19 protein-coding genes are annotated in these 19,705 nt (G+C 63.2%); 8 read left to right on the top strand and 11 right to left on the bottom strand.

Annotated elements, in window-relative coordinates:
• Window positions 1–216 precede the first annotated feature (216 nt).
• From cysC to cysG, 5 genes are all read right to left on the bottom strand, one after another.
• A complete protein-coding gene (gene cysC / locus PG879_RS02750) occupies window positions 217–810 on the bottom strand; it encodes an adenylyl-sulfate kinase (RefSeq protein ID WP_210557254.1) in 594 nt (197 codons plus the stop codon).
• A 147-nt stretch (window positions 811–957) separates the two neighbouring features.
• Complete coding sequence (locus PG879_RS02755; protein ID WP_024941653.1) at window positions 958–2,682, bottom strand: SLC13 family permease; 1,725 nt, start codon at window positions 2,680–2,682, stop codon at window positions 958–960.
• A 4-nt stretch (window positions 2,683–2,686) separates the two neighbouring features.
• Window positions 2,687–4,114 (bottom strand): sulfate adenylyltransferase subunit CysN, encoded by a 1,428-nt coding sequence (cysN, locus tag PG879_RS02760; protein WP_210557250.1) that lies wholly within the window; start codon window positions 4,112–4,114, stop codon window positions 2,687–2,689.
• A gap of 24 nt (window positions 4,115–4,138) precedes the next feature.
• On the bottom strand, window positions 4,139–5,107 hold the full coding sequence (cysD, locus tag PG879_RS02765; protein WP_052224733.1) for a sulfate adenylyltransferase subunit CysD: 969 nt from the start codon (window positions 5,105–5,107) through the stop codon (window positions 4,139–4,141).
• A 104-nt stretch (window positions 5,108–5,211) separates the two neighbouring features.
• Complete coding sequence (gene cysG, locus PG879_RS02770) at window positions 5,212–6,636, bottom strand: siroheme synthase CysG (RefSeq protein ID WP_104452289.1); 1,425 nt, start codon at window positions 6,634–6,636, stop codon at window positions 5,212–5,214.
• Between the two features lie 197 nt (window positions 6,637–6,833).
• Between cysG and PG879_RS02775 the strand changes: the two genes are divergently transcribed.
• Both PG879_RS02775 and PG879_RS02780 read left to right on the top strand, forming a co-directional pair.
• Window positions 6,834–7,757, top strand: coding sequence for an SPFH domain-containing protein (locus PG879_RS02775; protein WP_029314806.1), 924 nt, complete (start codon window positions 6,834–6,836; stop codon window positions 7,755–7,757).
• Complete coding sequence (locus tag PG879_RS02780) at window positions 7,754–8,209, top strand: NfeD family protein (protein ID WP_010675601.1); 456 nt, start codon at window positions 7,754–7,756, stop codon at window positions 8,207–8,209. The genes PG879_RS02775 and PG879_RS02780 overlap by 4 nt, the downstream gene beginning before the upstream one ends.
• An 80-nt stretch (window positions 8,210–8,289) precedes the next feature.
• Here the strand turns inward: PG879_RS02780 and PG879_RS02785 are convergent, their stop codons facing one another.
• From PG879_RS02785 to PG879_RS02795, 3 genes are all read right to left on the bottom strand, one after another.
• Window positions 8,290–8,535 (bottom strand): hypothetical protein, encoded by a 246-nt coding sequence (locus tag PG879_RS02785; RefSeq protein ID WP_010675602.1) that lies wholly within the window; start codon window positions 8,533–8,535, stop codon window positions 8,290–8,292.
• 306 nt (window positions 8,536–8,841) lie between these two features.
• Complete coding sequence (locus PG879_RS02790; RefSeq protein ID WP_270829692.1) at window positions 8,842–9,891, bottom strand: oxidoreductase; 1,050 nt, start codon at window positions 9,889–9,891, stop codon at window positions 8,842–8,844.
• A gap of 108 nt (window positions 9,892–9,999) precedes the next feature.
• Entirely contained in the window at window positions 10,000–11,163 is a 1,164-nt protein-coding gene (locus PG879_RS02795) for a multidrug effflux MFS transporter (RefSeq protein WP_201900283.1), read from the bottom strand.
• A 222-nt stretch (window positions 11,164–11,385) separates the two neighbouring features.
• Between PG879_RS02795 and rdgB the strand changes: the two genes are divergently transcribed.
• Window positions 11,386–11,982 carry an RdgB/HAM1 family non-canonical purine NTP pyrophosphatase gene (gene rdgB / locus PG879_RS02800; protein WP_005309479.1) on the top strand — a complete coding sequence of 199 codons (597 nt, stop codon included), beginning with the start codon at window positions 11,386–11,388 and terminating at the stop codon, window positions 11,980–11,982.
• A gap of 133 nt (window positions 11,983–12,115) precedes the next feature.
• Window positions 12,116–13,261: a radical SAM family heme chaperone HemW gene (hemW, locus tag PG879_RS02805; RefSeq protein ID WP_270829693.1), complete on the top strand. Its 1,146-nt coding sequence runs from the start codon at window positions 12,116–12,118 to the stop codon at window positions 13,259–13,261.
• Window positions 13,262–13,515: 254 nt separating this feature from the next.
• On the opposite strand, the gene PG879_RS02810 is transcribed toward hemW, so the two are convergent.
• The 3 genes from PG879_RS02810 to zntR form a co-directional block, all read right to left on the bottom strand.
• Window positions 13,516–13,734, bottom strand: a complete 219-nt coding sequence (locus tag PG879_RS02810; protein ID WP_270829694.1) for an alternative ribosome-rescue factor A — start codon at window positions 13,732–13,734, stop codon at window positions 13,516–13,518.
• 107 nt (window positions 13,735–13,841) lie between these two features.
• On the bottom strand, window positions 13,842–14,378 hold the full coding sequence (locus PG879_RS02815) for a dihydrofolate reductase family protein (protein WP_270829695.1): 537 nt from the start codon (window positions 14,376–14,378) through the stop codon (window positions 13,842–13,844).
• Window positions 14,368–14,805 carry a Zn(2+)-responsive transcriptional regulator gene (gene zntR / locus PG879_RS02820; RefSeq protein WP_010675609.1) on the bottom strand — a complete coding sequence of 146 codons (438 nt, stop codon included), beginning with the start codon at window positions 14,803–14,805 and terminating at the stop codon, window positions 14,368–14,370. The genes PG879_RS02815 and zntR overlap by 11 nt, the downstream gene beginning before the upstream one ends.
• A 432-nt stretch (window positions 14,806–15,237) precedes the next feature.
• Here zntR and purH point away from each other — a divergent pair, with 432 nt between their 5' ends.
• The 4 genes from purH (at window position 15,238) to PG879_RS02840 (ending at window position 19,541) form a co-directional block, all read left to right on the top strand.
• Window positions 15,238–16,830 carry a bifunctional phosphoribosylaminoimidazolecarboxamide formyltransferase/IMP cyclohydrolase gene (gene purH, locus PG879_RS02825; RefSeq protein ID WP_201933210.1) on the top strand — a complete coding sequence of 531 codons (1,593 nt, stop codon included), beginning with the start codon at window positions 15,238–15,240 and terminating at the stop codon, window positions 16,828–16,830.
• Between the two features lie 106 nt (window positions 16,831–16,936).
• A complete protein-coding gene (purD, locus tag PG879_RS02830; RefSeq protein WP_104452295.1) occupies window positions 16,937–18,226 on the top strand; it encodes a phosphoribosylamine--glycine ligase in 1,290 nt (429 codons plus the stop codon).
• A gap of 405 nt (window positions 18,227–18,631) precedes the next feature.
• Window positions 18,632–19,006 carry a cytochrome b562 gene (locus PG879_RS02835; RefSeq protein ID WP_010675612.1) on the top strand — a complete coding sequence of 125 codons (375 nt, stop codon included), beginning with the start codon at window positions 18,632–18,634 and terminating at the stop codon, window positions 19,004–19,006.
• The gene (locus PG879_RS02840) at window positions 18,987–19,541 is read left to right on the top strand and encodes a cytochrome b/b6 domain-containing protein (protein ID WP_103858030.1); all 555 of its coding nucleotides are present in this window, start codon (window positions 18,987–18,989) and stop codon (window positions 19,539–19,541) included. Before PG879_RS02835 ends, PG879_RS02840 begins: the two co-directional genes overlap by 20 nt.
• Window positions 19,542–19,705 lie beyond the last annotated feature (164 nt).

Below are 19,705 nucleotides of genomic sequence, written 5' to 3' on the forward strand. Positions count from 1 at the left end.
GGGCAGGATGATGGAGGGTCAGACCCCCTACAGCATGTTCAAGAAGGGTCTGAAATTGATACCGAAGGAAGTGCGCATTAAAGTAGCGTAAACAAGACACCGGTTTGAGGCCGGTGTCAGGTGATAACTAGATCTGTACACTAGGGTATTGCTTACAATCAATAAACAAGGGGCTACACCCTCTTGTTTATTGATATTCAGCACGGACAATCAACCTTACTCGCTCAACCCCCGCTGCCTCAGGGCGGTCAGCAGCTCATCCACCAACACCTCGACCGGCTTGCCGGAGTTAAGCAGATGAATTTCCGGCTGCTCCGGCGCCTCGTAGGCGGAGTCGATACCGGTAAAATTCGTGATCTCCCCGGCCCGCGCCTTTTTGTAGAGCCCCTTGGGGTCGCGCTCTTCGCACACGCTAAGGGGCGCATCGACAAACACCTCGACAAACTCCCCTTCACCCACGAGATTGCGCACCAGCTCCCGCTCGGCACGAAACGGCGAGATAAAGGCGGTGAGCACGATAAGGCCCGCATCCACCATCAGTTTTGCCACTTCGCCGACCCGGCGGATATTCTCCTGACGGGCGGCGTCATCGAAGCCCAGATCGCCGCACAGGCCGTGGCGCACATTGTCCCCATCCAGCAGATAGGTGTGCTTGCCCGAGGCCGCCAGCGCCTGCTCCAAGGCTCCCGCGAGGGTGGACTTGCCCGCCCCGGAGAGGCCGGTGAACCAGATCACCAGCGGCTTCTGTCCCTTCTGCTCGGCCCGGCTCTGTTTGTCGACGGCATGGGCATGCCACACGATATTGCTCATCCAAAACTCCTTGCTTGGCGCTCGCGCCTCAATGCTGAAACGGTCTGGCTCCTTGAGCTCAGCCTCTGGCCACTCGCCACTGACGGGGGCCATGGTCGTCGTGTATTCCTATTCCCTGCAAGGCACCTGGCCCCCAGTTGCGCCGCCTTAAAACGGAAACAGCAGGGGCACCATGACGATCACCCCGAGGCTGTAAGCCAGGGAGACCGGCAGTGCCAGCTTGAGGTAGTCCGGCATCTTGTAGTTGCCCGCCGCATAGACCATCAGGTTGGTCTGGTAGCCGTAGGGCAGGATAAAGCTGGAGCTCGCCCCGAACAGCACCGCCAGAATGAACGGCATGGTCGAGACATCCATGCTGAGCGCCAGCTGGTAACCCATGGGGAAGGCCAGGGCCGCAGCGGCGTTGTTGCTCATCAGTTCGGTCAGCACCAGGGTAAACAGGTAGATGCCGATAAAGGCGATGATGGGGCTGGCGCCGTTGAACTCCCCCATCAGCCAGTCGGCGATGAGCTTGGCCAGGCCGCTTTTTTCCAGCTGATCGGCGATAGCCAGCGCCCCGCCCACCACCAGCCAGATATCCAGCGGAAAGCGGCGGCGGATCTCGTCCAGGGTCAGGATGCGGGAGAAGAGCAGCACCACCAACATCACCAGCAAGCCCTTGAACAGCGGCACCAGATCGAGCACCGACAGGGTCAGCACCCCAAGGAACCCCGCCACCACGGCGGCGCTGCGCGTGGCATCGAGCCGGGTGGAGGCCTCCAGCCCGCTCACCACCACGAACTCCCGGGAGAGGGACTTGTTGCCCGCAAACTTGGGGCCGGGGGCCAGCAGCAAGGTGTCCCCTGCGTGCAGTTCAATCTGGCCGAGGCCGCCGGTGAGCTGGGTCTCGCCCCGGCGCACCGCCAGCACCACCGCATCGAAGTGGGTACGAAACTCCGCATCCTTGATGGTCTGACCCACCAGGCGCGAGCTGTGGCTGACGATCACCTCCACCAGGTGCTGGCCGTTGAGGCGATGCTGGCCGTAGAGATCCAGCCCCTTGAGCTCCTGCAACACGCCGACGCTCTCCACGTCGCCACAGAACAGCAGCATGTCCCCCTCGTGCAGCTCGTGTTCCGGCTGCACCGGGCAGATCACCTGGTTGCCCCGGATGATCTCGGCGAGATAAAGGCTTTTCAGGCTGCGCAGGCCGTTCTCCTTGACGCTGCGCCCGGCCATCGGCGAGCCGGGGCCCACCTTGGCTTCGAGAAAATAGCCGGATTCCCGGCTCATCTCGGTGTCCTGCTCCGGCAGGTGGCGGGCAAACAGCAGCACGGCCACCAGGCCGGTCAGCAGAGTCCCCGCCCCCACCATGAAGAAGTCGAACATGCCGAGCGGCTTGGCCCCCATCTTGATGAGGAAGCTGTTGACGATGAGGTTGGTGGAGGTGCCGATCAGGGTCAGCACGCCGCCAAAGGTCGCCGCGAAGCACATGGGCAACAGCAGCCGGGAGGGCGCATGGTTGGGGTTGCGTTTGACCGCCCCCAGCATGGACGCCACCACGGCGGTGTTGTTGACGAACGCCGACAGGAAGGCGGTGGAAAACCACACCTTCACCAGCACCTTGTTGAAGGAGCCGGTGCCCACCAGATTGGCAAACCAGCTCATGACCCGGGTCTTCTCCACCGCGAGCGACACCAGCAGCAGCAACACCAGGGTCAGCAGGGCACTGTTGGTGTAGCCCGCCACCACGGCGTTGATGTCCGCCAGGCCGCTCAGGTAGGTGATGAGCACGGCGCCCGAGAAGAGCAGCGCCGGCCGGAGTTTGCCCTGGATCAGCAGGGCGACGAGGGCAGCCAGCAGACCCAGCACCAGGGATTGTTGCCAGGTCATGGGCTTACTCCTTGCCGGAATCGTTGCTGATGGTCAGCGCCTGCCAGTGGGGGAAGTGCTTGCGCACCAGGGCGTTGAGCTCCACTTCGAACTCGCTGTATTGCCCTGCCATCACCTTGGCCGCCAGCCCTTCCACTATCATGCCGGCACCGACGGTGACGTTGGTCAGCCGGTCGATGAGGATGAAGCTGCCGGTGTCGCGGATCTCCTTGTAGGGGTCGAACGCCACCGGGTCGGTCAGGCTGAATTCGCACAGGCCGATCTCGTTGAGCTTGAGCTCGGAGGCGGGCAGCTCGTCGAGCTTGTTGATCTCGATGCGGTGGCGGATGGCCTCCACCTGGCCGCGGCTCTTCTTGGTGGCAAGCTTGACGTCATAGACCCGGCCCGGTTGCAGGGACTCTTCCCCCATCCAGACGATGTGAGCCAGCACGTTCTGGGTCACCTGGGGCTTTTTCGCCGCATCCACCAGCAGGTCGCCCCGGCTGATGTCGATCTCGTCCGCGAAGGTGACCGTGATGGCCTGACCCGGCAGGGCGTACTCCAGATCCCCGTCGAAGGTGACGATGCGGGTCACCGTGCTCTCTTTGCCGGACGGCAGCACGGCAAGCTTGTCGCCCACCCGCAGGATGCCGGAGGCGAGCGTGCCAGCGAAGCCGCGAAAATCGAGGTTGGGGCGGTTCACGTACTGCACCGGCAGGCGCACCGGGTGACGCTCCAGCTCGCGCTCCACTTCGGCAGACTCCAGCAAGGAGAGCAGGGTCTCGCCCTGATACCAGGCCAGCTTGTCGCTCGGGTTCACCACGTTGTCACCGTCCAGGGCCGAGACCGGCACGATGTGGATGGTGTCGACGCTGAGCTTCTTGGAGAATTCGCGGTACTCCAAGCTGATGCGCTCGAACACCTCCTGGCTGAACTCCACCAGGTCCATCTTGTTCACTGCCACCACGAACTGCTTGATGCCGAGCAGGCTCGCGATAAAGCTGTGGCGGCGGGTCTGATCCAGCACCCCTTTGCGGGCGTCGATCAGGATGATGGCCAGATCGCAGGTGGAGGCGCCGGTGGCCATGTTGCGGGTGTACTGCTCATGGCCCGGGGTGTCCGAGATGATGAATTTGCGCTTGGCGGTGGAGAAATAGCGATAGGCCACGTCGATGGTGATGCCCTGCTCGCGCTCCGCCTGCAGGCCGTCCACCAGCAGGGCCAGGTCCAGCTTCTCGCCGGTGGTGCCGAGCTTCTGGCTGTCGGACTCCAGTGCCTTCAGTTGATCTTCATAGATCTGCTGGGAGTCGTGCAGCAGGCGGCCGATGAGGGTGCTCTTGCCGTCGTCCACGCTGCCGCAGGTGAGAAAACGCAGCAGGCTCTTGTGCTGCTGGGCGTGCAGGTAGGCTTCAATGCCCTGTTCGCTGATGGCGGTCTGAATGTGGTTGTTCATGTTGCGATTCCTTAGAACATTTTTTTAGAAATAGCCCTGACGCTTCTTCTGCTCCATGGAGCCTGCCTGATCGTGGTCGATGAGCCGCCCTTGCCGCTCGCTCGAGGTGGTGATCAGCATCTCTTCGATGATCTCCGGCAGGGTGGTGGCATTGGATTCGATGGCCCCGGTCAGCGGGTAGCAGCCGAGGGTACGGAAGCGCACCAGCTCCTGCTTCACTTCGTCTTCCGGGCCGATGGGCATGCGATCGTCATCCACCATGATCTTGATGCCGCCGCGATCCACCACGGGGCGCATGGCCGCGAAGTAGAGCGGGACTATGTCGATGTTCTCGAGATAGATGTATTGCCAGATGTCCAGCTCGGTCCAGTTGGAGAGCGGGAAGACACGGATGCTCTCCCCCTTGTTGACCTGGCTGTTGTAGACGCGCCACAGCTCCGGGCGCTGGTTCTTCGGATCCCAGCGGTGGGACTTGTCGCGGAAGGAGTAGACACGCTCCTTGGCACGGGATTTCTCCTCGTCGCGACGGGCACCACCGAAGGCGGCATCGAAGCCGTATTTGTTGAGCGCCTGCTTGAGCCCCTCGGTCTTCATGATGTCGGTGTGCTTGCTGCTGCCGTGCACGAAGGGGTTGATGTCCATGGCCAGACCGTCCGGGTTCTTGTGGACGATGAGATCCAGCCCGAACTTTTTGGCGGTCTCGTCCCGGAACTTGATCATCTCCTTGAACTTCCAGTTGGTGTCCACGTGCAGCAGGGGGAAGGGGATCTTGCCCGGATAGAAGGCCTTGCGGGCCAGGTGCAGCATGACGGAGGAGTCCTTGCCGATGGAGTACATCATCACCGGGTTTTCAAATTCGGCGGCCACCTCGCGGATGATATGGATGCTCTCGGCTTCCAGTTGCTGCAGGTGAGTCAGTCGCTCGCGGGTGACACCTGCACGGATGCTCTGTGCATCGGATGGCTGCAGTTGGGTCAGTCTTTCACGGTCCATGTCTGGGTCCTCGGTTCATTGCTATCGCACCTGCTCGGGGCGCGGTGTTGGTTCAGTTCGGTGCCGCCTTGGCCGCACCGTCAAATCGATTCGGGTCTCGCCTCTCAGGCCAGGCTCACCAGCTTGAGCTCGTGGCCGCTTTTTGCTTCCTGCCCTTGCCCCTGTTCGCCAAACCAGGCGAGTTGCTGGCGCAGGGCCACCACTTCACCGATGACGATAAGCGACGGGCTCACCGCCTGCTGGGCCAGCTCGGCCAGATCCGCCAAGGTGCCGGTCAGCACCCGCTGACGGGCCGTGGTGCCCCGCTCGATGATGGCGATGGGGGTGGCGGCGCGTCGGCCATGGCTCACCAGTTGCTGCTGGATATGCTCGGAGCGCATCAGCCCCATGTAGATGACCAGGGTCTGGTTGGTGGCCGCAAGCTGCTGCCAGTCGGGCTCCTTGCCCTCCTTCTGGCAGTGGCCGGTGATGAAGACGGCGCTCTGGGCATGGTCGCGGTGGGTGAGCGGAATGCCCGCATAGGCGGTGGCACCGGCGGCGGCGGTGATGCCGGGCACCACGGAGAAGGGAATGCCCTCCTCTGCCAGCACTTCCAGCTCCTCGCCACCACGGCCGAACATGAAGGGATCCCCCCCCTTGAGGCGCACCACCCGGTTGCCCGCTTTGGCATATTCCACCAAGAGGCGGTTGGTCTCTTCCTGGGGCACGCTATGGGCCCCCGCCTTCTTGCCGACCGACACCAGGGTGGCGTCGCGGCGCACCAGGTCCAGGATCTCGGGGGAGACCAGCTGGTCATAGAGCACCACTTCGGCCTGCTGGATCTGTTGCAGCGCCTTGAGGGTCAGCAGGCCAGGATCCCCCGGGCCCGCCCCCACCAGCACCACTTCGCCCACTTCGGTACGGGCTTTGTCCAGTCCCTCGTTCAGCCACTGCTCGGCACCCTGCCAATCGGCTTTCTCAATCAGACCGGCCAGGGTGTTGGAGGCAAAGGCGCGCTCCCAGAAGCGGCGGCGATCGGAGAGGGAGGCCAGCACCTGCTTGGCCCGGCGGCGCACCCGGCCGGAGAGCTCCGCCAGACCGCCAAGATGGCGGGGCAGCAGGCTCTCGAGCCGCTCGCGCAACAGGCGCACCAGCACGGGGGCCTTGCCGCCGCTGGAGACGGCCACCACGATGGGGCTGCGATCGATGATGGAGGGGAAGATAAAGCTGGAGCGCTCGGGGTCATCCACCAGGTTGACGAACAGACCGCGCTCGGTGGCGCTCTGGTAGACCAGGGCATTGACCTCGAGATCGTCGGTCGCGGCCACCACCAGGATCTGCCCTGCCAGGTGGGCCGGGTCGAAACGCGCCACCACATGGGTGAAGCGACCGGCAAATTCATGGAACTCGGGCTCGAGCGCGGGAGAGACCAGGGTGATCCGGGCACCTGCCGCCAGCAGCAGGCGCGCCTTGCGCAGGGCAACCTCGCCCCCGCCCACCAGCAGTACCGGGCGGCCTTCCAACCTGGCAAACATAGGTAAATAATCCATCAGGGCCCGCTCCTCGGCATCGCGACATCTGGGGCGACTATAGGCAGGAGCGCTTATCCCTCAAAATAATAAAAAATGCTCTTTAATGCGTTTTGGTAATTAGTAAAGCCGTGTGGCGGCAATAGAGAAGCGAATCTGCTTGTGGTGGATGGCACCAGACCCTAGGCTAGTGAAAGTGTTTCATAAGGAGCTTAATCATGAATGAGTCATTGATTGTATTGGGGATCTTCATATTCCTGGTACTCGCCACCCTGAGTGCCGGCATCAAGATAGTGCCCCAGGGTTACAACTGGACCGTGGAGCGCTTCGGCCGCTACACCCGCACCCTCTCCCCGGGCCTCAACCTGCTGATCCCCTACATCGACCGCATCGGTCACAAGATCATCATGATGGAGCAGGTGCTGGACATCCCGGCCCAGGAGGTGATCTCCCGGGACAACGCCAACGTCACCATCGACGCCATCAGCTTCGTGCAGGTGGTGGATGCCCGCAAGGCGGGCTACGAGGTCAATGATCTCACCAGTGCCATCCGCAATCTCACCATGACCAACATGCGGACCGTGCTCGGCGCCATGGAGCTGGACGAAATGCTCTCCCAGCGCGACACCATCAACGAGAAGCTGCTGCGCACCATGGATGCCGCCACCGCCCCCTGGGGCATCAAGGTGACCCGGATCGAGATCAAGGATGTGCGCCCGCCCCTCGCCCTGGTGGAAGCCATGAACGCCCAGATGAAGGCCGAGCGCCAGAAGCGGGCCGAGGTGCTGGAGGCCGAAGGGGTGCGCCAGTCCAAGATCTTGAAGGCCGAGGGGGAGAAGCAGTCCCAGATCCTGAAAGCCGAGGGTGAACGTCAGGCCGCCTTCCTCGCCGCTGAAGCGCGGGAGCGGGCCGCCGAGGCGGAAGCCAAGGCGACCCACATGGTCTCCCAGGCGATCGCCGAGGGCGACATGCAGGCCATCAACTACTTCGTGGCCCAGAAATACACCGAGGCCCTGGCCCGCATCGGTGAAGGCCCCAACAGCAAGATCATCATGATGCCCCTGGAAGCGGGCAGCCTGATAGGCTCGGTGGCGGGCATGGCCGAGCTGTTCAACAAAGACGGCAAGGCGGGCAAATCATGACAGCCCTGTTCGAGGGGCTGACCCACTGGCACTGGCTGGGGCTCGGCTTCGTGCTGCTGGCCATCGAGGTGATGGGGTCGGTGGGCTTCCTGCTCTGGACCGGCATCGCCGCCCTGGAGGTGGGACTCTTGCTGCTGGTCTGGCCCTTCGGCTGGCAGGCGCAGTTGCTGCTCTTCGCCCTGCAATCCCTGCTCACCACCTGGGCCTGGTGGCGCTGGCAGCATCGCCGGGATCGCTCCGGGCTGGATGCCGCCGCTCCCATCAACGAGCGGATGCAAAGCTACATGGGCCGCGAGCTGACCCTGCTGGACGAGGTCAGCCAGGGGATGAGCCGGGTGCATCTGGACGACACCGTCTGGACGGTGCGCTGCAACGCGCCGCTGCCGGCCGGCAGCCGGGTCAAGGTGGTGGGGGCCGACTCCCACATCCTGCTGGTGGAACCCCTCGGCTGACCGGGCAACGCCCTTCCATGGCCATAAAAAAACGGGCCCGGCGCGAGTGCGCCGGGCCCGTTTTTCAATGAGGTGCTGGCTTAGTTGGCCTTGGCATCGCTCACGGCAGCTTCAGCCTTGGTGGCCACGTCAGCGGCAGCCTTCTCGACAGTAGCGGAAGCTTCGGAAGCAGCCTTCTCGACGGTAGCAGACGCTTCGCTAGCGGCTTTCTCGACAGTGGCAGCAACGTCTGCGGCCGGGGTCGCAGCCGGAGCGGCAGCTTCTTCTTTCTGACCACAGGCGGTCAACATCAGACCCAGGATACCGGCTACCAGTACTTTGTTCATGTGCATACCCTCAAAAAAAGATGGAGAGATGGTGCAGGGACCATCACTGTACGCCCCGGCTCCTGTCGGCACACCGGCCGCTGGAGCCCGAAGGCGCGCGAAATATATCCCCATATGCGGCCGATGAAAACGCGTATCACAATGATATTTTCTCGTTGGCATGATAAGAAACACTGCTGCAACGACAAATATTAATATAAAACACCCATCCATCACCAGATTCGCACAACAAATCGCCAATTACCTGACGATTGCCAGTCAGCTATTGTCTTTCTGTCAGGCTCTCGGCGCTGCCGGATTACGCCGTCAGTCAGACAGCTTCTGACAAGGCAGGCGCCGCCCCTGCTGGTCGCTCTCCCGGGCCAGGTCCAGCAAGGCCATCACCGCCAGAGCCTCGTCGGCCGGCACCGGGTTGTCGCCTTCCCCACGGATGGCGGCACAGACGCCGCGATAGTAGGCGCCGTAATCCCCCGCCTCGCCGGCCACGCTCTGCTGCTGCAGCTGACCATCGCGGATCCGGCTGAGCTGGCCGGGTTCGTTGTCCACCCCCCAGTCTGCCGCCGGCGGCCGCTTGCCGAGCTTGAGCTGCTCCTCCTGCACATCCATGCCGAACTTGATGAAGGAGCCATCGCTGCCGTGGATGACGAAACGCGGCATGGTGGCCGACACCAGGCAGCTGCCGTGCAGCACGACCCGCATCTCGCCATAACCCAGCACCACGTGGAAGTAGTCATCAGCCAGGGCGCCGGGGCGCTGCTGGGCCAGATCCGCCTGCAGCCAGTCCGGCTGACCGAACAGCTGCAGCGACTGATCGAGGATGTGGGGGCCGAGATCGAACCAGAGGCCGGAGCCCGGACCGCCCGCTTCACGCCAGCGCTGGCGCACCTCGGGGCGATAACGATCGAAATGGGATTCGAACTGGGCAACCTGACCGAGCGCCCCCTCTGCCAGCAGGCGGCGCACGGTGAGAAAGTCACCGTCCCAGCGCCGGTTGTGGAAGATGCTGAGCAGGCGCTGCTGCTTCTGCGCCAGCTCCACCAGCGCCTTCGCCTCGGCCAGATCCAGGGCGAACGGCTTGTCGATCACCACGTGCTTGCCCGCCAGCAGCGCCTCGCGGGCAATGGGGGCATGGGTGTCGTTGGGAGTGGCGATCACCACCAGATCGACCGAGGGGTCCGCCAGCACCTCGGCCAGCGAACCGACCCGGCAGCCGGGCAGCGCGGCATGCACCTTGGCGGCATCGCGGCTCACCACCCAGCCGAGGGAGAGCCCGGGCGTGCTGGTCAGAAACGGGGCGTGAAAGGTTTGGCCTGCAAAGCCATAACCCACCAGGGCGGCATTGATTGTGTGGCTCATCCGGTTTTCTCCACGGGTAGCTGTGTCATGAGATGCAGGCAAACCTTTGGCCTGCCAAAAGAGAAGGGGGCCCAAGGCCCCCTGAGTGTGCCCATCAGAGCACAGGATTTATTGCAAACACAAGCGCCGGCCCTGGCGGGTCATCAGCACCAGCAACGGAGGCAGCAACAGCCACATGTGCAGCGCCAGCTGGTTCAGCGGGTCGTGCATCAGCGCACCGATAAAGCCCACCAGCGCACCGGAGCCGCTCATCTGGAACAGACCGAGCAGGGCGGCGGCGGTACCGGCGCAGTGACCGAACGGTGCCAGCGCCATGCCGGCGGCCGAACCCAGGATCATGGCAAAGCCGATGCTGGAGAGGAACACCGGGCCCATCATGGCCAGCGGATGCGCGATGTGCATCGACAAGCTCAGGGAGATGGCGGATAGCAGCAGCACCAGCAGGCCGATGCGCAGGGTGCGTCTTGGCCCCACCCTGGCGATGAAACGGGGCGCCAGGAAGCAGGCCAGGATGTTGAGCGCCGCGTTAGCCGCAAACCAGTAGCTGAAGCCGCTCATGTCCAGCCCCAGCCTCACCATCAGTTGCACCGGCGCCGCGGTGACATAGGCCAGGATCACCGCCATCGCCAGCATGCACAGCGTCGCGTTGAACAGGAAGCTCGGGGAGCGCAGCACCGGGCTGTAGCGCGACCAGCTGATGAGCGGGCCGCCGCTGCGGGTCTCTTCCGGTCGGGTCTCCGGCATCCGCCACAGCAGCCAGCTGCCGACGATGGCCGCATAACCGGCCATAAACCAGAAGTTGGCCGACCAGCCCGCCTTGGCGGTGAGCCAGCCACCGAGCAGGGGGGCCAGCGCCGGAATGAAACAGATGGCACCGTTCAGGTAGGAGATCATCTGACCGCTCTTCTTGGGGCCGTAGCTGTCACGTACCACCGAGAAGGCGGCCACCGAGGTGGCACAGGCGCCGAGGCCCTGCAGCACCCGCGCCAGCATCAGCTCGCCAAGGCTGGCAGCAAAGCCGGCACCCAGGGCGCTCAGACCGTAGAGCAGCACGCCGCCAAGGGCGATGGGCTTGCGGCCGTAGCGGTCGGCCAGCGGCCCCACCAACAGTTGCCCCAGTCCCATGCTGAACAGGAACCAGGTGATGGTGCCCTGCATCAGGGTCACCTCGGCGCCCAGCTGCTCGGCCATCTGCGGAATGGCGGGCAGGTAGATGTCGATGGCCAGCGGACTGAACAGCACCAGTAGGACAAGCAGAAGAATCAATGGCATCAGTCACCTCGTGGCATGGGGGAAATGGATTGGGGCGCGAGTCTACTGACTCACAGTAATGAATTGAAATGGTATTTAATCACTTCTGTTATTCCATTCAGGAAACATTCATTTTATCCACATCTTGCCATGACCCCGGTGAGGGTGATCCAGGGCAATTGGCGCTTTTCCTGGGCGCCAGCCCCGCATAGAATGCGCAGATTATTTTTGCGGAGGTGCTCGATGAACAAGCTTGTCCTGGCAACAGGGAACCAGAAAAAGGTGAAAGAATTGGCCGCCATGCTGGCCGATATGAAGATCCAGGTGATCCCACAGAGCGAGTTTGCGGTCTCCGATGCCGACGAGACCGGCACCACCTTCGTCGAGAATGCCATCATCAAGGCCCGCCACGCCGCCCGCGTCACCGGCCTGCCGGCGGTTGCCGACGACTCCGGCCTGGAAGTGGATCTGCTGCACGGCCGCCCCGGCGTCTACTCCGCCCGTTTTGCCGGCGCCGGTGCCAGCGACAAGGAGAACATCGACAAGCTGCTGGGCGAGCTGAAAGGGGCCCCCGAGTATCTCAAGAGCGCTCGCTTCTGGTGCGTGCTGGTCTACATGCGCCACGCCGACGATCCTACCCCCATCATCTGCCAGGCCAGCTGGGAGGGGATGATCATCGACGAGCCGCGCGGTCAGCACGGCTTTGGTTATGACCCTGTGTTCTTCGTGCCCGATCACGACTGCACCTCGGCCCAGATGCCGGCCGAGCTCAAGAACCAGCTCAGCCATCGCGGCCAGGCGCTGGCCAAGCTCAAAGCGGCCCTGGCGGCGGTCAACTAAAGCGCTGTCTCCCGCCGCGTTGTCATCTACAATGGGGGCCGTCGGCCCCCGTTTCGTTCGCGGCGCCCCGGCCCGTTGTCATCGACGACAAGGGCAACCCGACCCCTTTTGATTGTTGAATACTGGAAACCCCATGCTGCAACTGCCGCCCCTCTCCCTCTATATCCACGTGCCCTGGTGTGTCCAGAAGTGCCCCTACTGCGACTTCAACTCCCACGCCCAGAAGGGGGAGCTGCCCCACCTCGAGTATGTGGCCGCCCTGCTGGAGGATCTGGAGCAAGACCTGCACTGGGCTCAGGGGCGCTCCCTCTCCTCCATCTTTATCGGCGGCGGCACGCCGAGTCTGCTCTCCGTGGAAGCCATGCAAGCGCTGCTGGACGGGGTGCGCGCGCGCATCGCACTCACCGCAGACTGCGAGATCACCATGGAGGCCAACCCGGGCACGGTGGAGGCGGACAAGTTCGCCGGCTTCCAGCGGGCCGGCATCAACCGCATCTCCATCGGGGTGCAGAGTTTCCAGCAGGAGAAGCTGACCCGCCTCGGCCGCATCCACGGCCCCGAGGAGGCGCGCAAGGCCGCCGAACTGGCCCACGCCATCGCACTGCCCACCTTCAACCTGGATCTGATGCACGGCCTGCCGGATCAGAGTCTGGACGATGCGCTCTACGACCTGCAGCAGGCCATCGACTGTGCGCCGCCGCATCTCTCCTGGTACCAGCTCACCATTGAGCCGAACACGGCGTTTGCCTCCAAGCCGCCAAAGCTGCCGGAAGATGACACCCTGTGGGAGATCTACGAGCAGGGCCACGCCATGCTGACTGCCAAGGGCTATCAGCAGTACGAGATCTCGGCCTATGCCAAGGCGGGCTACCAGTGCCGCCACAATCTCAACTACTGGCGCTTCGGCGACTATCTGGGGATCGGCTGCGGCGCCCACGGCAAGGTGACGGATCTCGCCAACCAGCAGATCCTGCGCACCGCCAAGGTGAAGCATCCCAAGGGATATCTGGACCCGAGCCGCCCCTATCTGGACGAGCAGTGGCAGGTGAGCGCGGACGATCTGCCGCTCGAGTACTTCATGAACCGGTTCAGATTGTTTGAGCCGGCCCCCAAGACGGAGTTCGAGGCCTACACCGGGCTGCCGCTGGAGCGGGTGGAGACGGTGCTGGACATCGCCCAGAGCAAGGAGCTAATCGAGGATCTCGGCGACAGCTGGCAGCTCACCCCCCTCGGTCATCGCTATCTCAACGTGCTGCTCGAACTCTTTATGGACGAGTGAATACGGGTTCACTCTCTTGCGGCAAGACCGCAAGTCAGCACCAGCAAATAGAACAACAATCAGGGCGCCATTGGCGCCCTGATTGTTTTGGTTCCAAGAACCTGTTCACGGTCTGTCACGAGAGGCTGTCAGCAAGGTGAAGAGCTGCGCAGGAACCGGAGTGTGTAAGTACACATGAGGATTGCGAGCAGCACATGAGCCTTGATCACGGCCTCGCAGCAAGATCGTGGACAGGTGCCAAAGCAGAAACCCGCTCAGCAGCAGACGCGTACCATCTGCTGTTGGCCGGGCTCCCACTGCTTGCCGTGCTTGGCCTTGCGCTGATAGCTGCCCTTGCCCTTCTTGCTCGGTTCGACCCGGGCCTGGAACAGGGGGGAGGTCACCAGTGCCTTGAGGTGGTTGTCTTGAATGATGCCGCGCTGATGTTCGCAGGCGGGTTCGGCTGTGACGGAAGTCACCTTCTTCTTGGCCATATGGGCTCCTTGATGGGGGTGTCGTGTTTGCCTATCGTCCCTGCCTGGAAGGGCAGATGGCGAAAAACGCGCCGATTGTGCGCCTCTTGCCTCCCCCGTGCAAGCTGTCAGGCGGGGTGATAGATAACCCGCACCAGGCCGCTTGGCAGCACGGCGCTCGACACCGGTCTCAACCCTGCGGGGAGAGGCCCGGTAAAGAGCGGGATCCCGCCCCCCAGGGTGACCGGCACCCAGAACAGGGTCAGCTCGTCCACCAGGGCCCCCTGCAGACCCTGCCTCACCAGCTCCCCGCCATCCAGATAGAGGTGACGGCTTCCCCCCTGCCACAACTCGTCCAGCACCTGCGCCAGCGCCCCCTGCCGGAAGGAGACCCGAGGACGGGGGTCGGCGGGCCTGTGGGTCAGTACCACCAGCGGCTTGTCCCCGTAGGGCCACTCGGGAAAGGCGCTCACGATATCGTAGGTGTTGCGCCCCATCAGCAGGGTGTCCGCGTTCGCCATCAGGGCGCTGTAGCCGGTCTCCTGCGGCCCGTCGCCACCATAGGGGGCCAGCCATGCCAGATCGCCCCCCTCCCCGGCGATGAAACCGTCGAGGGAGAGGGCGAGAAAGGCGGAGACCCGGGGCCGACGCAGCTCAGTGCTCATGGTCGTGATGCTCGTGGCGGGAAGGGGCGCCGGACTCCAGGGTCTCGAGGATGGCGCAGTGCTCCGCCGAGCGCGGGCCGCCGCAGCAGATGTCGGAGAGGGCCTTCAGGTTCTCGCGAAAACGGGTCAGCTCCAGGAGCTTCTGCTCCACCTGTTCGAGCTTGGTGTCAGCCACCGCCTTCACCTCCTGGCAGGTGACCTTGGCCTTGTTGGTGTCGAGGGCAAGCAGCTCGCCGATGTCCGCGAGGGAGAAGCCCACCGACTTGGCGCGGATGATGAACTCCAGCCGCCGCTTGTCCTGCTCCCCGTAGAGGCGATAGCCGGATTCGTTGCGAATGCCCGGCGAGATGAGGCCGTTCTTCTCATAAAAGCGCAGGGTGTCGGCCTTCACCCCGCACGCCTTGGCCAGTTCACCGATCCGATACATGGTCCTCTCCCCCCGCATGACATTCCCGACATGGTACTCAATATAAACCGGCCTCCACTATCACCTCTTTGCCCGGCGATTGCCAGTCAAAGGCAGGAAAGCAGCAGCTAACCCCTCACTTGCCGGCCATTTATCCCCAAAACACTGAAAAGACAAACGTTTCACAAAAATTCACCAGAAAACGTTTAACGCCGCATCCCACAAGGGTTTGTCTCTTTAAAAAATCCACCACAGGTCACATTTTTTGTGTAGAATACGCGCCCACAAGAGAGCGTCGCGTCAAGCGGGCATTTCCTAAAACGCTTTTGCCAACGGCCGCCCCGGGCGAGAGTGGTTTGCGAAATCCCCCACTTCCATTTATTTGGGGACTCTCTGTGTGTTGAGCCTCGCCTCCCATGGAACGGTCCCCGTTATGCTGAGGACGATAGTGTGATGGAACAAGCTCGACCCATTCGCCGTGCACTGCTGAGTGTGTCTGACAAGACTGGCATCCTGGAATTTGCCAAGGCACTCGACGCGCGTGGTGTGGCCCTGCTCTCCACCGGTGGTACCGCCAAGCTGCTGGCCGATGCGGGCCTGCCGGTGACCGAGGTGTCCGACTACACCGGATTCCCCGAGATGATGGACGGCCGGGTCAAGACCCTGCATCCCAAGGTACACGGCGGCATTCTCGGCCGTCGCGACCGGGATGACGCCATCATGGCCGAGCACGCTATCTCCCCCATCGACATGGTCGTCGTCAACCTCTATCCCTTCGCCGCCACCGTGGCCAAAGCCGGTTGCACCCTGGAAGACGCCGTCGAGAACATCGACATCGGCGGCCCGACCATGGTCCGCTCCGCTGCCAAGAACCACAAGGACGTCACCATCGTCGTCAAGGCCTCCGACTATGACCGCGTCATCGCCGAGATGGATGGCAACGGCAACAGCCTGACCCTCTCCACCCGCTTCGATCTGGCCATCGCCGCCTTCGAGCACACCGCCGCCTACGACGGCATGATCGCCAACTACTTCGGCACCCTGGTGCCCTCCTACGGCGAAAACAAGGAAGGCGACGAAGAGTCCCGCTTCCCCCGCACCTTCAACAGCCAGTTCATCAAGAAGCAGGACATGCGCTATGGCGAGAACAGCCACCAGGCTGCCGCCTTCTACGCCGAAGAGCAGGCCGCGCCGGGCTCGGTGGCAAGCGCCATCCAGCTGCAGGGCAAGGCCCTCTCCTACAACAACATCGCCGACACCGATGCGGCGCTGGAGTGCGTGAAGGAGTTCAGCGAACCGGCCTGCGTCATCGTCAAGCATGCCAACCCCTGCGGTGTCGCCATCGGTGACGACCTGCTGGCAGCCTACGATCGCGCCTACCAGACCGACCCCACCTCGGCCTTTGGCGGCATCATCGCCTTCAACCGCGAACTGGACGGCGAGACCGCCGCGGCCATCGTCGCCCGCCAGTTCGTGGAAGTGATCATCGCCCCCAGCATCAGCCAGGCAGCCCGCGAGGCGGTCGCCGCCAAGCAGAACGTGCGCCTGCTGGAATGCGGCCAGTGGACTGCCCCGGCGCAAGGCTTTGACTTCAAGCGCGTCAACGGCGGCCTGCTGGTGCAGGAGCGCGATCTGGGCATGGTGACGCTCGGGGATTTGAAGGTGGTCAGCCAGCGTCAACCCACCGAGGCCGAGCTGCAGGATCTGCTGTTCTGCTGGAAGGTCGCCAAGTTCGTCAAATCCAACGCCATCGTCTACGCCAAGAACGGCCAGACCATCGGCGTGGGCGCCGGCCAGATGAGCCGCGTCTACTCTGCCAAAATCGCCGGCATCAAGGCCGAGGATGAAGGGCTGACCGTGGCGGGCTCCGTCATGGCCTCCGACGCCTTCTTCCCGTTCCGCGACGGCATCGATGCCGCCGCTGCCGCGGGCATCTCCTGCGTCATCCAGCCAGGTGGCTCGATGCGCGACCAGGAGGTGATCGACGCCGCCAACGAACACGGCATGTGCATGGTGTTCACCAACATGCGTCATTTCCGTCACTGACAGCCCAGGGCCGCCGATGGCGGCCCTGCCTCTTTAGCACCGGATCCTTTCCACTGGCAGGTTGCCACCGCAGCGCCAGTGAACTCAGACAGAAGCGAGCGAGACGATGAAAGTACTGATCATTGGCAACGGCGGCCGTGAACACGCCTTGGCCTGGAAGGCCAAACACTCCCCCCTGGTGACCCAGGTCTTCGTGGCACCGGGCAATGCGGGCACCCAGCTTGAGCCGGGCATCGAGAACGTCGCCATCCAGGCCACCGACATCGAGGGCCTGCTGGCCTTCGCCAAGGCGAACCAGATCGGCCTCACCATCGTCGGACCGGAAGCCCCCCTGGTGAAAGGGGTGGTCGATGCCTTCCGCGCCGCCGATCAGACCATCTTCGGCCCGACCGCCGCCGCCGCCCAGCTGGAAGGCTCCAAGGCCTTCACCAAGGACTTCCTGGCCCGTCACGCCATCCCCACCGCCGATTACCAGAACTTCACCGAGGTGGAGCCGGCGCTGGCCTATCTGCGCGAGAAGGGCGCCCCCATCGTCATCAAGGCCGACGGTCTGGCCGCCGGCAAAGGGGTGATCGTCGCCATGACCCTCGACGAGGCGGAAGCGGCGGTACGTGACATGCTTTCCGGCAATGCCTTCGGCGATGCCGGCGCCCGGGTGGTGATCGAGGAGTTCCTGGACGGGGAAGAGGCGAGCTTCATCGTCATGGTGGACGGCGAGCACGTGCTGCCCATGGCCACCAGCCAGGATCACAAGCGCGCCTTCGACGGCGACACCGGCCCCAACACCGGCGGCATGGGGGCTTACTCCCCGGCCCCCGTGGTGACCGACGAAGTGCACCAGCGCGTGATGGAGCGGGTGATCATGCCGACCGTGCGCGGCATGGCGGCCGAGGGCAACGTCTACACCGGCTTCCTCTACGCCGGCCTGATGATCGATGCCGAGGGCAACCCCAAGGTGATCGAGTTCAACTGCCGCTTCGGCGACCCCGAAACCCAGCCCATCATGCTGCGGATGCAGTCCGATCTGGTGGATCTCTGCCTCGCCGCCTGCGCCGGCCAGCTGGATCAGAAGGAAGCCGTCTATGACCCCCGCGCCGCCATCGGCGTGGTGCTGGCAGCGGGTGGCTATCCCGGCGACTACGGCAGCAACCACCCCATCAGCGGCCTGCCGGTGGACGAAGTGGCAGGGGAGAAGGTGTTCCATGCAGGCACCCGCCTGGAAGGACACACCAGCCTGACTCAGGGTGGCCGCGTGCTGTGCGCCACCGCCCTCGGCCACACGGTGCAGGAAGCCCAGCAGCGGGCCTATGCCCTGGCTGGTCGCATCCAGTGGGACGGCATCTTCTATCGCAAGGACATCGGCTGGCGTGCCATCGAGCGCGAGCAGGCCGAATAAGGGCCGGATCCCGATCACTCAAAGGGCCTGCGGGCCCTTTTTTTGTTGCACGGCGTCTGTACGGGCAGTGGAATCATCCATGGGTGGTGGCTTTCAAAAACAAAAACACCTGAAAAACTCACCTGACTTTAACAAAACGATGTGTGATAAAAAATGGCAGCATGATTCACTGCCTGCGGGCCCCTTCCCGGGCCAGATGCGCGCCCTTGTATCCCTGCCGGAGGCGAGATCCGGTGGCCGTTCTCTTTCGGCTACATTCCCACAGCAATCCCCTGCACAATTCGTCACAATTGGTCGCACTTTCTTCATACAATGATCGCCCTTTCATGGCATCATGATGCGTGAAACCGCACTCAAATGAGTGCTATAACAACCTGCAATCTCGTCGTCTCATAAGGAAATCCCATGCTGAAAACTGTGCGTCCCCTGCTGCTGCCCCTGATGTTCGGCCTGATGGCCCTGCCTGCCATGGCTGGCGATCTGGAGCAGCCGATGAAGAAGATCGGCTTCAACTACAAGCAGGCCGTCAAAGCCGACGACGCGGCCACCATGGAGAAATACATCAAGGAGATGAAGGCCCAGCTGGATGTCGCCAAGGGCAAGAACATGCCCGCCGCCAAGAAGGAGAAGTTCCTGGAAGGCATGACCGAAGTGCAGACCGAGCTGGATGCCAGCCTGGCAGCCCTCCAGGCCGGTGACGAAGCCAAGGCGCGCGAGCACCTGGCCAAGGTCAACGACCTGAAGAAGGAGTACCACAACTATGCCAAGCAAAAAGGCTGATCCCTTCCACTGGGATGCTCTGGTGCGCCTCACCCACTGGGGTGTGGCGGCCATCTGTATCGGCAATCTCTGGCTCAACGAGGCGGGCGAGGAGTGGCACGAGCGGATGGGATACGCCGTCATGGTGCTCATCGGCATACGCCTGCTGTGGGGGCTCACCTTCGCTCGCGGCCACGCCCGCCTGCGTGCCCTCATCCCGAGCCGGGAGGATTTTCGCCATCAGGCCGACGCCCTGCGCGAACGGACCCCGCCCACCCCGGGCCATCACGGCAGCGGCAAGCTGGCGGTCTGGGCACTCTGGCTGCTGGTACTCGCCACCGCAGGGACCGGCTGGTTCCAGAACACCGAGACCGGCTTCGATCTGGGGGCGGACGACTGGCACGAGTGGTGCACCTGGGTACTCCAGGGCATGATCGCTCTGCACCTGTGCGCCATCGCCTACACCTCCTGGCGCCAGCGCAGCAACCTGGTCACCCGCATGCTGCCAGGGCGTCGTGCCCGGGCCAGTGCCGGGCAGCAGGAACCCAACGTCTGAACGTTCACGGGGCCCTGCGGGGCCCCTGTTCATCCCCTTCGCTACCCGCTTGACGGGATCTCGCACCGATCTGCTCCCCTCTGCCCCCTCCTGCTGCCACCGAATAGCATGAAAGCATTTTCATTCACATTTCTTAATTAATTCAGCTTGTTCGATTTTCAACC

The organism is Aeromonas sp. QDB63, from assembly GCF_027707425.1.
Taxonomy (GTDB): Bacteria; Pseudomonadota; Gammaproteobacteria; order Enterobacterales; family Aeromonadaceae; genus Aeromonas; species Aeromonas caviae.

Coding starts and splice junctions, on each gene's coding strand:
- cysC (WP_210557254.1), bottom strand. CDS start 810: ATGAGCAATATCGTGTGGCATGCCCATGCCGTCGACAAACAGAGCCGG.
- PG879_RS02755 (WP_024941653.1), bottom strand. CDS start 2,682: ATGACCTGGCAACAATCCCTGGTGCTGGGTCTGCTGGCTGCCCTCGTC.
- cysN (WP_210557250.1), bottom strand. CDS start 4,114: ATGAACAACCACATTCAGACCGCCATCAGCGAACAGGGCATTGAAGCC.
- cysD (WP_052224733.1), bottom strand. CDS start 5,107: ATGGACCGTGAAAGACTGACCCAACTGCAGCCATCCGATGCACAGAGC.
- cysG (WP_104452289.1), bottom strand. CDS start 6,636: ATGGATTATTTACCTATGTTTGCCAGGTTGGAAGGCCGCCCGGTACTG.
- PG879_RS02775 (WP_029314806.1), top strand. CDS start 6,834: ATGAATGAGTCATTGATTGTATTGGGGATCTTCATATTCCTGGTACTC.
- PG879_RS02780 (WP_010675601.1), top strand. CDS start 7,754: ATGACAGCCCTGTTCGAGGGGCTGACCCACTGGCACTGGCTGGGGCTC.
- PG879_RS02785 (WP_010675602.1), bottom strand. CDS start 8,535: ATGAACAAAGTACTGGTAGCCGGTATCCTGGGTCTGATGTTGACCGCC.
- PG879_RS02790 (WP_270829692.1), bottom strand. CDS start 9,891: ATGAGCCACACAATCAATGCCGCCCTGGTGGGTTATGGCTTTGCAGGC.
- PG879_RS02795 (WP_201900283.1), bottom strand. CDS start 11,163: ATGCCATTGATTCTTCTGCTTGTCCTACTGGTGCTGTTCAGTCCGCTG.
- rdgB (WP_005309479.1), top strand. CDS start 11,386: ATGAACAAGCTTGTCCTGGCAACAGGGAACCAGAAAAAGGTGAAAGAA.
- hemW (WP_270829693.1), top strand. CDS start 12,116: ATGCTGCAACTGCCGCCCCTCTCCCTCTATATCCACGTGCCCTGGTGT.
- PG879_RS02810 (WP_270829694.1), bottom strand. CDS start 13,734: ATGGCCAAGAAGAAGGTGACTTCCGTCACAGCCGAACCCGCCTGCGAA.
- PG879_RS02815 (WP_270829695.1), bottom strand. CDS start 14,378: ATGAGCACTGAGCTGCGTCGGCCCCGGGTCTCCGCCTTTCTCGCCCTC.
- zntR (WP_010675609.1), bottom strand. CDS start 14,805: ATGTATCGGATCGGTGAACTGGCCAAGGCGTGCGGGGTGAAGGCCGAC.
- purH (WP_201933210.1), top strand. CDS start 15,238: ATGGAACAAGCTCGACCCATTCGCCGTGCACTGCTGAGTGTGTCTGAC.
- purD (WP_104452295.1), top strand. CDS start 16,937: ATGAAAGTACTGATCATTGGCAACGGCGGCCGTGAACACGCCTTGGCC.
- PG879_RS02835 (WP_010675612.1), top strand. CDS start 18,632: ATGCTGAAAACTGTGCGTCCCCTGCTGCTGCCCCTGATGTTCGGCCTG.
- PG879_RS02840 (WP_103858030.1), top strand. CDS start 18,987: ATGCCAAGCAAAAAGGCTGATCCCTTCCACTGGGATGCTCTGGTGCGC.